Origin of the sequence: Methylocystis sp. WRRC1 (genome assembly GCF_020733155.1) — a bacterium.
GTDB lineage: Bacteria > Pseudomonadota > Alphaproteobacteria > Rhizobiales > Beijerinckiaceae > Methylocystis.
Window position 1 is genome coordinate 3,261,383 of the sequence record NZ_JAJFZJ010000001.1, and the last position, 13,683, is coordinate 3,275,065.

At 65.6% G+C, this 13,683-nt stretch carries 15 protein-coding genes; 11 read left to right on the forward strand and 4 right to left on the reverse strand.

Annotation, left to right across the window (positions count from 1 at the left end):
* Window positions 1–18: 18 nt before the first annotated feature.
* Window positions 19–1,074 carry a hypothetical protein gene (locus LG047_RS16040; protein ID WP_227967753.1) on the reverse strand — a complete coding sequence of 352 codons (1,056 nt, stop codon included), beginning with the start codon at window positions 1,072–1,074 and terminating at the stop codon, window positions 19–21.
* A 285-nt stretch (window positions 1,075–1,359) separates the two neighbouring features.
* Between LG047_RS16040 and LG047_RS16045 the strand changes: the two genes are divergently transcribed.
* Window positions 1,360–1,593 carry a hypothetical protein gene (locus tag LG047_RS16045; RefSeq protein ID WP_036282963.1) on the forward strand — a complete coding sequence of 78 codons (234 nt, stop codon included), beginning with the start codon at window positions 1,360–1,362 and terminating at the stop codon, window positions 1,591–1,593.
* Complete coding sequence (locus LG047_RS16050) at window positions 1,590–2,033, forward strand: hypothetical protein (protein WP_051134138.1); 444 nt, start codon at window positions 1,590–1,592, stop codon at window positions 2,031–2,033. The genes LG047_RS16045 and LG047_RS16050 overlap by 4 nt, the downstream gene beginning before the upstream one ends.
* A gap of 46 nt (window positions 2,034–2,079) precedes the next feature.
* Here the strand turns inward: LG047_RS16050 and LG047_RS16055 are convergent, their stop codons facing one another.
* Together LG047_RS16055 and cysQ are read right to left on the reverse strand one after the other, a co-directional pair.
* Window positions 2,080–2,676: a DUF1134 domain-containing protein gene (locus tag LG047_RS16055; protein WP_227967755.1), complete on the reverse strand. Its 597-nt coding sequence runs from the start codon at window positions 2,674–2,676 to the stop codon at window positions 2,080–2,082.
* 129 nt (window positions 2,677–2,805) lie between these two features.
* Window positions 2,806–3,651, reverse strand: coding sequence for a 3'(2'),5'-bisphosphate nucleotidase CysQ (gene cysQ / locus LG047_RS16060; RefSeq protein ID WP_227967757.1), 846 nt, complete (start codon window positions 3,649–3,651; stop codon window positions 2,806–2,808).
* 195 nt (window positions 3,652–3,846) lie between these two features.
* Here cysQ and chpT point away from each other — a divergent pair, with 195 nt between their 5' ends.
* From chpT to LG047_RS16085, 5 genes are all read left to right on the forward strand, one after another.
* On the forward strand, window positions 3,847–4,542 hold the full coding sequence (chpT, locus tag LG047_RS16065) for a histidine phosphotransferase ChpT (protein WP_227967759.1): 696 nt from the start codon (window positions 3,847–3,849) through the stop codon (window positions 4,540–4,542).
* A 140-nt stretch (window positions 4,543–4,682) separates the two neighbouring features.
* Window positions 4,683–7,268, forward strand: coding sequence for a hybrid sensor histidine kinase/response regulator (locus LG047_RS16070; RefSeq protein WP_227967761.1), 2,586 nt, complete (start codon window positions 4,683–4,685; stop codon window positions 7,266–7,268).
* The gene (locus tag LG047_RS16075) at window positions 7,265–7,822 is read left to right on the forward strand and encodes a chemotaxis protein CheW (RefSeq protein ID WP_227967763.1); all 558 of its coding nucleotides are present in this window, start codon (window positions 7,265–7,267) and stop codon (window positions 7,820–7,822) included. The genes LG047_RS16070 and LG047_RS16075 overlap by 4 nt, the downstream gene beginning before the upstream one ends.
* Complete coding sequence (locus tag LG047_RS16080) at window positions 7,819–8,184, forward strand: PleD family two-component system response regulator (RefSeq protein WP_036282953.1); 366 nt, start codon at window positions 7,819–7,821, stop codon at window positions 8,182–8,184. Before LG047_RS16075 ends, LG047_RS16080 begins: the two co-directional genes overlap by 4 nt.
* Window positions 8,185–8,316: 132 nt before the next feature.
* The gene (locus LG047_RS16085; protein WP_036282951.1) at window positions 8,317–9,150 is read left to right on the forward strand and encodes a protein-glutamate O-methyltransferase CheR; all 834 of its coding nucleotides are present in this window, start codon (window positions 8,317–8,319) and stop codon (window positions 9,148–9,150) included.
* A 120-nt stretch (window positions 9,151–9,270) separates the two neighbouring features.
* Here the strand turns inward: LG047_RS16085 and ctrA are convergent, their stop codons facing one another.
* Window positions 9,271–9,972, reverse strand: a complete 702-nt coding sequence (gene ctrA / locus LG047_RS16090; protein ID WP_036282949.1) for a response regulator transcription factor CtrA — start codon at window positions 9,970–9,972, stop codon at window positions 9,271–9,273.
* 571 nt (window positions 9,973–10,543) lie between these two features.
* On the opposite strand from ctrA, the gene rpmH reads away from it, so the two are divergent.
* From rpmH to yihA, 4 genes are read left to right on the forward strand one after another with little or no spacing between them, the layout of a single operon-like run.
* Window positions 10,544–10,678, forward strand: coding sequence for a 50S ribosomal protein L34 (gene rpmH, locus LG047_RS16095; RefSeq protein WP_036282947.1), 135 nt, complete (start codon window positions 10,544–10,546; stop codon window positions 10,676–10,678).
* Between the two features lie 38 nt (window positions 10,679–10,716).
* Entirely contained in the window at window positions 10,717–11,163 is a 447-nt protein-coding gene (gene rnpA, locus LG047_RS16100) for a ribonuclease P protein component (RefSeq protein ID WP_227967765.1), read from the forward strand.
* Window positions 11,160–12,932, forward strand: coding sequence for a membrane protein insertase YidC (gene yidC, locus LG047_RS16105; RefSeq protein ID WP_227967766.1), 1,773 nt, complete (start codon window positions 11,160–11,162; stop codon window positions 12,930–12,932). The genes rnpA and yidC overlap by 4 nt, the downstream gene beginning before the upstream one ends.
* A gap of 52 nt (window positions 12,933–12,984) precedes the next feature.
* On the forward strand, window positions 12,985–13,638 hold the full coding sequence (yihA, locus tag LG047_RS16110; RefSeq protein WP_227967769.1) for a ribosome biogenesis GTP-binding protein YihA/YsxC: 654 nt from the start codon (window positions 12,985–12,987) through the stop codon (window positions 13,636–13,638).
* Window positions 13,639–13,683: the final 45 nt, after the last annotated feature.

Sequence of the window (13,683 nt, forward strand, 5' to 3'; positions counted from 1 at the left end):
AAGCCGCAGCGACGCGCGTCAAAGGGCGCGCTGGGCGGGGGCGGGCGCTTCCTTCTCCGCTTCGTTCATCTGCGCCACGCGCTCGCCGAAACCGACGACGGCCTCGCGCAGGGCGACGATCTCCGCCTCGGCCGGCGACGGGGCGGCCGCCGGCGCCGCATCCGCGCCATTGCCGCGACGCGCATGCGCCCGGTCGGCGCGGAGCGCCTCGACAGCGCCATGCAGCATGGCGTTGTCGGCGCGCGCGATCTCCAGCTTGTCGGCGTAGTCGCGGGCCTCCGAGCGGGCGACGCGCAGCGCATTCTCGAAGTGCTCGACCTCATTGTGGTGACGGTCCAGCGCCGCCTTCAGCTTCGCGCGCAGGTCGTCGCGCTCCGTCAGATAGGTTTCCCGTTCCCTGTTCGTCGCCTCCAGCGCGTCGATCGTGCTGATCAGCTCGTCCTGAAGCTTGGGAACGCGCGCCGCCTCCTTGGAGACGCGCGCGAAGTCTTCGCGCAAGGCCTCCAGCGCGCGCTGCAACTGCTTGTTCTGTTCGTGCATCGCGCCGATTTTCGCCTCATGGGCGACGACGCGGCTGTATTGGGCGTCCTTCTCGCGGCCAAGCTCCTCCTTGTCGGATTCGAGCAGCCGAAGGCGTTCGACGCCGCGGTCGGCGCGCTCGGTCATTTCGTGCAAGGCGAGTTCGGTGGAGCGCAGCAGGTCGGTGCGCTCCTCGACGATTTTCTGGGCCTCGCGCAATTGCAGATCCATGTCGCGTTGCGCCGCCTCCGACTGCTTCAGGCGGGCGTCGAGCTCCGCGACGCGCGCGGCGTGGCGGCCCACGGCGGCGAGGTCGAAGGCCTTGGAGGCCTTCACCGCCTCCATTTCCTGTTCGAGCCGCCGCTCGCGCACCGCGAATTCCGCGCGCAGCAGGTCGCGCTCGGCGATGACCTCCTCCATCGACATGGGGGCGAGCATCTGCAGCCGCCGCATCGACAACCGCAGCGCGCGCCGCCAGAAGGCCGGCAGGAACATCAAAGTGAACAGCCCGGCGACGAGGAAGCCGAGCGCGAAATACATCGCCTGTTCGATCAAGACGTCACAATCCCGCGCCGCCTCGCGCCTTTCGCGGGCGGAACAGGCGGGAGACTGCCACGTCCGGGCCGCGAAATCAAAGCGCGGACAACCTTTCGGAGAATCTTGAATGGAGTTTGCGCTCCTCCCGCAGGAGGCGAAGCATTGACGCGAGCCGGCGTCGAACCAGTTACAGGAGGCTGACGGGTTCGTTCCTCGCGCCGTCATCTGTGATTAATTCAGTTTTTTCGAGATTTGGCAGGCGTGAGCCGGGCTTTCGGTCAGTTGCTTTGAAGGAGAGAAATTATGACCCGTTTCGTTGTTGATCTCGGCAACCTCAAGCTTTCCGACGAACAGAAACAGTCCATCGAGGCCTCCATTCAGGACGTCGTGATGTCGCATCTGGGAGAGATCGGCGACAGGCCGAGGCGCCCGACATATTTTCCGCCGGAGTGGCTGGGTCTGATCATCCGCGAGCGTTTCGAGGAACTGGGGGATTCGGTTGCTGAAATCGGCAAATTCGCGTTGCGCGGCCGATGAGCCAAACGCGCTGCCCCAGCGCGCCGGCGACGAGCGGCGCGGTCGTCATCGGGGCGGTCGGCGAAGATGGGCGCGTTGCGCATTTCGCCACCACTCTCGTCGCGAGCGAGTCCTTTCTCGCCGCCGCGCGACGGCAGGGCGCGCCCGAGCGCCGTTTTCGCTTCTCTACGCCATGCGCCGAGGGCGGCTGCGCGCAATGGACCGGCAAGGAGTGCGGATTGATCGGACGCATCACGCAGCGTCTCGTGGAGGCGGGCGCGCCGGTGGCGTCGGTCGGTTCTCACCCCTGCACGATCCGCGCCGGGTGCAGGTGGCGTCTGCAAAGCGGCGACGAGGCCTGCAGCGTTTGCAGTTTCGTCATTACCGAAACGCGCGACGACGTCATCGAAGGCGGCGTGGAAATGCAGGGCGCGCTCGAGACGGCGCGCCTCGTCGTGTGACTTTGGCGGACCACGGAGGCGCCGGCCTTTGGGCCGGCGTCTCTCGTCAGAACGGATTCCAGGTCGAGTCCGGCGTGAATTTCAGATAGCCGAGGTTCAGCCCCAGACGCGCGCCGAGCCCGGCGCGGACCGGCATGACGATCACTTCCTCATTGTTCAGCGCGGTGAAGCCCAGGCCGCCGACGAGATAGGCCGAGCCGTTGACGCCGGCGTAGCGCCGGTAGATCGAGCCGACTTCCGGCAGGTTGTAGACCAGCATCATCGTGCGGTCGCCGTCGGCGCCGGCGTCGAAACCAATCGACGGACCCTGCCAGTAAACGCGCTTCTGCCCGGCGTTGCGCGTATACATCGTGCCTTCGCCATAACGCAGGCCGCCCACGAAGGCGCCGCTCGCCTCCTGTCCGAGAATATAGGCGTTGGGGCGTCCCCATTTCCTGTTGGCCGTCTCCAGCCCTTCGGCGAGACCGCGGGAGATCGAACCGAAGAAGCGATGGCCGTTTTCGACGATCTCGCCGCTCGAATAGGCCTCCGGCCGCTGGGCCGCGCGCGCCATTTGCGAGGGCGCGGCGATGGCGCAGGCGGCGCCTGCGGCGAGGCGGAAGAGATCGCGGCGAGACGCGGCGGAAGATTTCGTTACGCTCATGATCGCTTGCTCCAATGGCGCCGACCGCGTCGACCGTCGATTTCTCGACGCCGATTTTGACCGGCGCGCGGCGACCGTGCGTCGCGAAAGCGACGACAGTGGCCGGGAGCGAAGACTCGCGCCGCGTCGTTAAGAAAGCGTTGCCGCCGCGGGGTCTCCCCAGGCGATGAAGGAGCCGTTACGGTAGTGGTCCGCCGCCTTGCCGTAGCGCAGCGGGCCGCCCGTGGGGTCGAGTACGACGCCGCCCGCCGCGCGCAGGATCGCGTCGCCCGCCGCCGTGTCCCATTCCATGGTGCGGCCGAAGCGCGGGTAAACATCGGCGGCGCCTTCCGCGACGATGCAGAATTTGACCGAGGAGCCCATCCCGACGCGCTCGGACACCGGATAGCGCGTGAGAAATTCCTTCGTCTCCTCGTCGAGATGCGATTTGGAGACGAGCGCCGTCAGCCCTTGCGCCGGACGCGGCCTCGTGCGCAGGGCGCGCCAGTCCTGCGCGGCCGGGAGCGCGCCGCCGGGAGCGGCGTCCGCCGCGAAGCCATGCGCGCCCGCAAACCATACGCGGCCCTGCACCGGCGCGAAGATGGCGCCGACGGTCGGCTGGTTATCTATCACCAGGCCGAGATTGACGGTGAAATCCGGGCTGCGCGCGAGAAACTCGCGGGTGCCGTCGATCGGGTCGATGAGCAGAAAGGCGTCGCCATGCGACATGGTCTCGCCGCGCGCGGCCGCCTCCTCCGCGATGACCGGGACGCCGGGCAGGGCGCGCGCGAGCTCCGCCCAGAGATATTCCTCGATGCGCTCGTCCGCCTCGCTCACCGGGGACTTGTCCGACTTGAGTTGCGACTCGATCTCGGGCCGGGCGAGCACTTCCATCGCCAGCGCGCCCGCCGCCACGACGAGTTCGGCGAAGAGCTTGGCGAGCCGCTCGCGGTCGGCGCCGGCGCTGGGATTGGCGGAGAAGGTGGGAGCGTTCATCGGGGGCGATCCTTTAGGACTCATTTACGAACAATGGGCGCGCAATTTGCAATCCGCGCGGCGAAGGTTAGTTTTCTCACAGCCTGATTGCAGTGATTCGCGCGTCGCGTCAGCCTGTTTGCGCTGAATGACGGAATATCGGTCGAGTCTTTGATCAACCAGCCCGCGCCCGCGCGGCGCCATCCGGACGGCCCCATGACCCAGTTTTCGCTCGATGCCCTCGATCTCGCCGCCTTGCTGTCGTCGCGCGTCTGTCACGACGTCATTTCCCCCGTCGGCGCAATTGTCAACGGCCTCGAGGTTCTCGAGGAGGAGAAAGACGCCGAGATGCGCGGCCATGCGCTTGCGCTGATCAAGTCGAGCGCCAATGAAGCCTCCGCGCGCCTGCAGTTCTGCCGGCTCGCCTTCGGCGCCGCGGGCTCGAAAGGCGCCTCCATCGACACGGGCGACGCCGAGCTGGTGACGCGCCAGCTGCTCGCCGACGAGCGCACGCAGCTCAACTGGAGCGTGCCGCGCGTGCTGATGTCCAAGAACAAGGTGAAGCTGCTCCTCAATCTCTGCCTGCTGGCGGACGCGGCCATTCCGCGCGGCGGCGTGATTTCCGTGTCCTCGACTGGCGAGGAGGACAGGATCGCCTTCCGGATCGAGGCGAAGGGGACCAACGCCCGCGTCGCCGCCAACATCCCGGCGCTGCTCGCCGGCGAGGCCGAGGAAGGCGCCATCGACGCCCGCGCGATTCAGCCCTATTACGCCGGCCTCGTCGCCAAGGCCTGCGGCCTCGACGTCACCGTGAACGTCGAGCCGGAGCTCGTGACCATAGAGGCGAAGCCCGCCGCCGGGGCGCTCGCCGCCGACGAGCCGCGGGAACAGGCGCAAAGCGCCGTCGCCTGACGGAAATCACTCGCCGCGCGCGCCTCGCCAAGAGGCGCCGCTCGCGAACCAGGTGAATCGGCGCGCCCGCACTTCAGGATTTTTAACCCGTCTCGCCCATAGTCGTCGCCACTGCCGCGGTTGCGGTTCGAGGCGTGCGTATGGACGATCTGCTCAAAGATTTTCTTGTCGAAGCGACCGAGCACATCGACGCGGCGTCGGTGGAGTTGCTGCGTTTCGAGAAGGATCAGGCCGATCCGGCGCTGGTCGCCAGTCTCTTCCGGCATATTCACACCATCAAGGGCTCGGCCGGCTTCCTCAGCCTGCCGCGCGTCGGGCGCCTCACCCATGCGACGGAAGCGCTGATCGGCCGCCTACGCGACGGCGCGCCCGCGACGCCCGCCCATGTTTCACTCATCCTCGCAGCGGTCGACCGGCTGTCGGCGCTGCTCATCGACATCGGCTGCACGGAGGCCGAGCCCGAGGGCGACGACGGCGACCTGCTGCGCGAACTCGAAAACGGCGCGAAATCCCTGCGCGCCGCCTTGCAGGAACAGGCCGCCGCGCCCAAGGCAAGCGAGCAGACGCCGGAGCCGACGGCGGCGGCGACGCCCGCGCCTCTCGTCAATCCCTCGCATCTTGCGACCATGCCGGAGCATATTCATGCGCCCGGCGCGCGCATGGGCGAGACGGTGCGCGTCTCCGTGGGCGTGCTCGACCGGCTCATGGGCATCGTCTCGGAGCTGGTGCTGACCCGCAACCAGCTGCTGGAGCTTTCGGGCGCGGTCGGCGACGAGACCGTAAAGGCGTCGGTGCAGAATCTCTCCAGCGTCACCAGCGATCTTCAGGACGCCGTGATGCGCGTGCGCATGCAGCCGGTCGAACGGCTTTTCGCGACGCTGCCGCGTCTCGTGCGCGATCTCTCCATCGATCTCGGCAAGAAGATCGAACTCGTGACCTATGGCGCCGAGACGGAGCTCGACCGCCAGGTGATCGAGCTGATCCGCGCGCCGCTCACCCACATCATTCGCAACGCCGCCGACCACGGGCTGGAGACCATCGCGGAGCGGCTGGCGCGCGGCAAGCCGGAGGCGGGGCTGATCCGCGTCAGCGCGACCTATGACGCCGGCCAGATAACAATAGAAGTGAAGGACGACGGCCGCGGCCTCGATATCGACGGCATCAAGGCGAAGGCGGTCGCGCGCGGGATCGCGTCGCAGGAGACGCTCGCGCGCCTGAGCGACGCCGACATCTTCCAGTTCGTCCTGCTGCCCGGCTTCTCCACGGCCAAGAGCGTGACGAAAGTGTCGGGCCGCGGGGTCGGCATGGACGTCGTGCGCGAGAATATCCAGTCGATCGGCGGCACGGTGTCGCTGAACTCGAAGCCCGGCAAGGGCACGACGGTCACGCTGCGCATTCCGCTCACCCTCGCCATCGCCCCGGCGCTGATCCTGTCGAGCGGCGGCTCGCGCTTCGCCATTCCGCAGATGGCGGTCGTCGAGGTGGTCGGCGTCGGCGACGGTTTCGACCACGAGATTCAATATATCCACGACGCGCCGGTGCTGCGGTTGCGCGGCGACGCTCTGCCGCTCGCCGATCTCGCCGCCGCGCTCGACCTCGCGCCATCGGGCGGCGCGCCGCTGCGCGACGGTTTCGTCGTCATCCTGCGGGTCGGCGGCGTGCGCTTCGGCCTTCTCGTCGAGACGATCGCCGACGTGCAGGAAGTGGTCATCGAACCGCTGGTCGGCGCGCTGGCGCGCATCGGCGTCTTCTCCGGCCAGACGATCCTCGGCGACGGCGGCGTCGTGCTCATCCTCGATCCTGCGGCGATCGTCGAGCGCGTCGGCCTCGACAATATCGCGGAGGCGTTGCCCCCCGCGGCCCTCACCGTGGCCGCCGCCGCGCCGGAGCGCGAAAAGACCCGCGTCGTGCTGATGCGCGCGGGCTCAGGATCGGTCAAGGCCGTGCCGCTTTCTCTCGTCATGCGCATCGAGGAAGTGGAGACGGAGCGTTTCGTCGCCTCCGGCGATTCCTATCTGATGCTGCACGAGGGGCGGCTCCTGCCGATCATCCCCGCCGCGCGGGACATCAGGCTCGAAAAATCCGCCTATCCGATTCTCATCCTCGCCGGCGCGGGGCAGGCGATTGCGCTGCTCGTGGAGGAGATCGTCGACATCGCCGAGGAGTCGCTCGTCTTCCAGACGAGGAGCGCGGACCCGAGCGTCATCGGCACGGTCAATCTCCAGAATCGCGTCGTCGATATTCTCGACGTCGCCTATTTCATCGAATTCGCGAATCCGAGCGTGGTGACGCGCGGCGTCAACCAGCGCCCGCGCGTGCTGCTCGTCGACGACAAGCAATTCTTCCGCGACATGCTCGGCCCCGTGCTGCTCGCGGCGGGCTATGAGGTTTCGACCGCCGGCTCCGGCCGCGAGGCGCTGGCGCTGGTCGCGGGCGGGCTGCGCATCCATGCCGCGGTCACCGACATCGACATGCCGGACATGGACGGCTACGCCTTCGCGCGCGAGCTGTTGCAGGCGCCGGGAATGGAAAGACTGCCGATCGTCGCGCTCGCGCCGCAAAAGTCGGCCAGCGCTGTCGAGGCCGCAGAACTCTGTGGAATTCGCGCGGTCATCGGCAAGTTCGACCGCCGCGCGCTCGTCGCCGCAATCGACGAATTGCTCAAGGGCGTCGCGCCCTCGGGCGATGAAATCGAACGTCGCATCATGTCGGAGATGGCTGCGTGACAGGTTTCGATCTCGCCGATTTCAGCTACAGCCGCAAGCGGGCGCCCGCCGTCGCCACGCTGCAGAGCCGGCAATTCACGATCAGGGTGCGCGGCCAGACGATCGGTCTGCCGGTCGATTGCGTGAAGACGATCTTCCATGTCGAAAATCTGACGCCGGTGCCGCTCGCGCCGCGAGAGGTTGCGGGGCTGGCCAATCTGCGTGGACGCATCGTCACGGCGCTGCATCTCGACCGGTGCCTGTGGCTGGGCGAATCCGGGCCGGGCGTGAACAATGACGGCCTCGCCGTCGGCATCGAACACAATGGCGAGGAATACGCCCTTCTCGTCGACGAGACCGACGACGTCGTCGTCACCGACGAATCCGACCGCATCAGCTGTCCGGCGCATATCGATCCGCGTCTCGCGGAGCTGATGGCCGGATGCTACCGCCACAATGGCGGCTTTCTCTCCATTCTCGACATCGGCGCCGTGCTGCGCCGTGTGTCGAAACTGAGCGAGGCGACGCTTCGCGAAGGCAGATCGACAAATACAAACAGAGGAGCAAGCTCATGAAACAGGTCCTGGTCGTCGACGATTCCGCCGTGATCCGCAAGGTGGCGCGCCGTATTCTCGAGGGTCTTCATTTTCGCACCAGCGAGGCGTGCGACGGTAAGTCGGCGCTCGCCGAATGCGAAAAGGGAATGCCGGACGCGATCCTTCTCGACTGGAACATGCCGGAGATGGACGGGTTCGAATTTCTCTGCGCTCTGCGCAAGCTTCCCGGCGGCGCCGCGCCGAAAGTAGTGTTCTGCACGACGGAAAATGAGGTCGGCCATATCGCGCGCGCCATGCACGCGGGCGCCGATGAATACATCATGAAGCCCTTCGATCAGAACATCGTGCGCTCGAAGTTCGAGGAAATCGGCCTCGTGTGAGGCCGATACGCGCGCCGGCTGCGAATCGCCGGCGCGAAAGTAAAGGCGTATGCGCATGTGTCGTAGTCTCGCGTTGCGACAGGCTTGCCTGTCGATATTCAAGCTCCGTCCTCCGTCGCAGGGGAGGCGCGCATGAATTTCATCTTTGCGCGCTTCAGGCGGCAGCTTGCCGCGCTGACCGGCATCTCGCTCGACGCCGACAAGCAATATCTCGCCGAAAGCCGCCTCGCGCCCGTGCTGCGCACACACGGCATCGCCGGTTTTCCCCAGCTCGTAGACGCTCTGGAGCGTCCCGACCGTTCAGCGCTCGTCAGAGAGGTGATCGACGCCATGACGACTAATGAGACTTTATTTTTTCGCGACCGTACGCCTTTCGAGACATTTCGTTCCCGGGTGCTGCCCGATCTGATCGCCTCGCGCGCGAATGAGCGGCGGCTGCGCTTCTGGTGCGCCGCCTGTTCGACGGGGCAGGAGGCCTATTCGCTGGCGATGACGCTGGATCAGGACGCGAAGGCGTTGCGCGGCTGGAGCATCGAAATACTCGCGACGGATCTCTCGTCCTCGGCGATCGATGCGGCCCGCACCGGCAGCTACAGCCAGTTCGAGGTGCAGCGCGGCCTCTCGACCGGCCAGCTGCTGCGCTATTTCCACCGGCAGGAGGAGGCCTGGCGCGTCAACGAGCATCTGCGCGCGCGCATCAATTTCCGCGACTTCAACCTGCTGTCGGATTTCTCCGATCTCGGCAGATTCGACGTGATCTTCTGCCGCAACGTGCTGATGTATTTCGAGTCGGAGGTGAAACGAGGCGTTCTCTCGCGCCTCGGCGAGGCGCTGCACGACGACGGCTACCTCTTTCTCGGGGCGTCCGAGACGGCGAGCGAAGCCAATGCGCTCTTCACGCAGGTCTCGCCCGACGGGCTGTGGCGCCCCCGCCGCCGCGCGCCGCCGCAGCTGCGGCTGGCGTGATTCATGCGCTGTGAGCGACCTCCCGCGGGAGGCCGCTCGCAGGCTTTGTGAAACCCGGCAAAAGAAAAAGGCCATGTCGCCGCCGACATGGCCTTTTTTCTCGTCCGGCTGCGTCCCGGCTCAAGCCGTGATGCGTTCGTCCGCCTCATTGGGCTCGCGCAGCACATAGCCGCGACCCCAAACCGTCTCGATATAGTTGCGGCCGTCGCTGGCGTTGGCGAGCTTCTTGCGCAGCTTGCAGATGAAGACGTCGATGATCTTCAGCTCGGGCTCGTCCATGCCGCCGTAGAGATGGTTGAGGAACATTTCCTTGGTGAGCGTCGTGCCCTTGCGCAGCGAGAGCAGCTCCAGCATCTGATATTCCTTGCCGGTCAGATGCACGCGGGCGCCGCCGACCTCGACCGTCTTCTGGTCGAGATTGACGATGAGGTCGCCGGTCGCGATCACCGACTGGGCGTGGCCCTTGGAGCGGCGGACGATGGCGTGGATGCGGGCGACGAGCTCGTCCTTGTGGAAGGGCTTGGTCAGATAGTCGTCGGCGCCGAAGCCGAGGCCCTTCACCTTGTCCTCGATGCCGGCGAGGCCGGAGAGAATCAGGATCGGCGTCTTGACCTTGGCGACGCGCAGCGTGCGCAGGACCTCATAGCCCGACATGTCGGGAAGGTTGAGGTCGAGAAGGATGATGTCGTAGTCGTAAAGCTTTCCGAGATCGATGCCTTCCTCGCCGAGATCGGTCGTGTAGACATTGAAATTCTCGGACTTGAGCATGAGCTCGATGCTTTGAGCCGTCGCGCTGTCGTCTTCGATCAATAAAACGCGCATGTTGGTTCCCCACCGAGCTCCATCGAATCTTCAAGAACGGCGCGCCGCCATCGGCGCACGCCGGTCGCAGGCTCAAGCTTGGCCTTGCGACTCTTCCGTTCATTCCCAAACGGTAAGCGGAATTGGTTAACAAACCTTCACTTGGCCCCGTAAAACTGCCCAAAGTCTTAATTTGGGCGGTAATCGCGGGGGAGACGCCGGAACGCTACGATAAGGAAGGTGCGAGGCGCGCCGGACGAATCACGACGCTCCCTCAATCTACCCGCTTTTTGGAAAAGCGGAGGGCGAAAATTCGGCGCCGATCCAGCTTCGAGCGATATAAATTCTTCGCCGCCCCGGAGGACGGGGAGACGGTCGCGTCATTGACTTGCGCTAACCCTTTCTCCTATATGCCTCGCGCGGCGTCGCTCCGAGAGGTGCGGCGTCAATCCTGTTTTAGCGGTTTTGCCTGTTTGTGTCCGTTTGACGTCGAAATCGCGGCCGCGGCGCAAGCGTCGCGGGGCGGGCGGCAAATGGAAGGCGGGGCCGGCGCATAAAGAGAGCGGCGGATCGTCGCGAGCGGAGTAGTTCGGTGAAAAGAACCTATCAACCCAGCAAAATCGTGCGCAAGCGCCGTCACGGCTTCCGCGCCCGCATGGCGACCGTCGGCGGCCGCAAGGTGATCGCGGCCCGCCGCGCGCGCGGCCGCAAGCGCCTCTCGGCCTGAGACGGCCGCGGCGATTCGATGAAATGGCGGACGGCAGCATGACGACGGACGCCCCCGCCGATCAGGATCAAACATCCGGGACACCGACGCGGCTGCGTCGGCGTGCAGATTTTGTGCGCGCGTCGAAAACCGGCGCGCGTTTTTCTGCGCGCCTGTTCACGGTGCAAATGGTCAGCCAACCCGACGACGGGGCCGGAAAGGACGCGGCGCCTGCGGCTCCGCCCCGGTTCGGCTTCACCGTGACCCGCAAGGTCGCCGGCGCCGTCGGCCGGAACCGCATCCGCCGCCGCCTCAAGGAGGCGCTTCGGGTGAGCGGCGCCTCTGGCGCGCGCGAGGGGCGCGACTATGTCTTCGTGGCCCGGCGCGGAACGCTCACCGCGCCATTCAACGACATCATCTCGCAAATGGCCGAAGGATTCGCGCGGCTAGAAGAGCGCGGAGCGGGCGCTCGACGCAAACAGAAAGACAGGCTTCCGGCGCCATGACAGAAAACACGAAAAATATGCTCCTCGCCGCCGCGCTGTCCCTGATTTTCATCGGGCTGTGGGACTATTTCTACGCTTTTCCCGAGATGGACAAGCAGAAGAAGGCGCTCTCAGAGCAGGAGCGGATGGCCAAGATTCCCAAGCTCGGCGCGCCTGAAAAGGCCGCCGCGGCCAAGCCCGTCGTCCACAGCCGCGAGGCGGCTCTTGCGCTGAGCCCCCGCGTCGCGATCGACACCAAGTCGATTTCCGGCTCCATCGCCCTGAAGGGCGCCCGCGTCGACGACGTCTCTCTGAAGAATTATCGCCAGACGGTCGACCCCAGGAGCCCGATCATCACGCTGCTCTCGCCCGAGGAGGGGCCCGAGCCCTATTACGCCGAACTCGGCTATCTGAGCGCCGAGACGGAGAACGCCCCCGTCCTGCCGAACACGGAGACGCTGTGGACCGCGGACGCGGACAAGCTCACCACGTCTCAGCCGGTGACGCTCTCCTGGGACAATGGCCAGGGGCTCGTCTTCAAGCGCGTCATCTCGATCGACGACGAATATCTGCTCACGGTCAAGGACAGCGTCGAGAACAAGGGCGGCAAGCCGGTCACCCTCTATTCCTATTCGCGCGTGAGCCGCGTCGGCCATCCGCCGTCGGCCGGCTACGCCGCGCTGCATGAGGGCTTCGTCGGCGTCATCGGCGATACCGGCCAGGAGCTCACCTACGACAAGATCGAGAAGGAGCCCAACGCCACCAAGACCTTCAAGGGCGTCGGCGGCTGGGTCGGCTTCACCGACAAATACTGGGGCGCCGTCGTCGCGCCGGATCAGAACGCTCCGATGGAGGCGCGTTACATGCTGATGGGCGGCGGCCCCGTGAAGACCTATCAGGCCGACACGGTCAGCGAGCCCAAGACGCTCGAGCCGAACGCCTCGACCGAGACGACGACCTATGTCTTCGCCGGCGCCAAGGAAGTCGACACGCTCGACGCCTACAAGGCCAATCCGGGGCTGAAGCGCTTCGACCTGCTGATCGACTGGGGCTGGTTCTACTTCATCACCCGGCCGATGTTCCGCCTGATCGACTTCCTCTACCGCGTGCTCGGCAATTTCGGCCTGGCGATCCTGGCCGTGACGGTCATCGTGAAGGCCGCCTTCCTGCCGCTCGCCAACAAGAGCTACAAGTCGATCGCCAAGATGAAGGAAATTCAGCCCAAGATCAAAGAGCTGAAGGAAAAATACGGCGACGACAAGCACAAGTTCAACATGGAGCAGATGGAGCTCTACAAGCGCGAGAAGGTTAATCCGGCGAGCGGATGTCTTCCGGTGCTGCTGCAGATCCCCGTCTTCTTCTCGCTCTACAAGGTTCTCGTGGTCACGATCGAGATGCGGCACGCGCCCTTCTTCGGCTGGATCAAGGACCTTTCGGCGCCGGACCCGACGAATGTCTTCAATCTCTTCGGCCTCATCCCGTGGGACCCCACTCATGTGGCGATCTTCGGCCCCTATCTCGCGCTCGGCGTCTGGCCGCTCGTGATGGGCGTGACGATGTGGCTGCAGATGAAGATGAATCCGGAACCGACGGACGAGATCCAGAAGACCATGTTCGCCTGGATGCCGGTGATGTTCACCTTCACCATGGGCAGCTTCGCCTCGGGCCTCATCATCTACTGGTCCTGGAACAATCTGCTCTCCATCGTCCAGCAGGGCGTCATCATGAAGCGCGCCGGGGTGAAGTTCGAATTGTGGGACAATCTCCGCAAGACCTTCAGCCGCGCATAAAGGTTCCGGCGGCCGACGCAGCGATGCGCCGGCCGCCGCTTTATCAAAGATCATGACCGAGCCCGATTTCCTCAAAGATGGCCGCATTCTTATCGCGGGCCCCTGCGACTTCATCTTCGCCAGCGCGAAGCCGAACGATCTCCCGCCGCTCGGCCCGCCCGAGATCGCCTTCGCCGGCCGCTCCAACGTCGGCAAATCCTCGCTCCTCAACGCCCTGACGAATCGCAAGACGCTGGCGCGCGTCTCGCACACGCCGGGCCGCACGCAACAGCTCAATTTTTTCGCCCTCGGCGGCGCGCCGGGCGCGGAGCGCCTTCGCCTCGTCGACATGCCGGGTTACGGCTATGCGGCAGTGGGCAAGGAGAAGGTCGCGAGCTGGTCCGTGCTGATGCGCGACTATCTGCGCGGCCGCGCTTCGCTCGCCCGCGTCTTCGTGCTCGTCGACGGGCGCCGTGGCGTGAAGCCGGTGGACGCCGAAATGTTCGATCTTCTCGACCAGTCGGCGGTCTCCTATCAGGTCATCCTCACCAAGCACGACGAACTGAAGGTCGCGGAACGCGCCGAGGTTCTCGCCGCGACCGCCGAGGCGCTCTCGAGGCGGCCGGCGGCCTATCCCGAGATCATCTTCACTTCCTCGCATACGGGAGAGGGGATCGCCGAGCTGCGCGGCGCCGTCGCCCGGCTGCTTGCCGAACGAAACGCTTGAAAGCGACAGAAACTCCGGTCTAGTTGACGCGCCCGCGACGCCCCG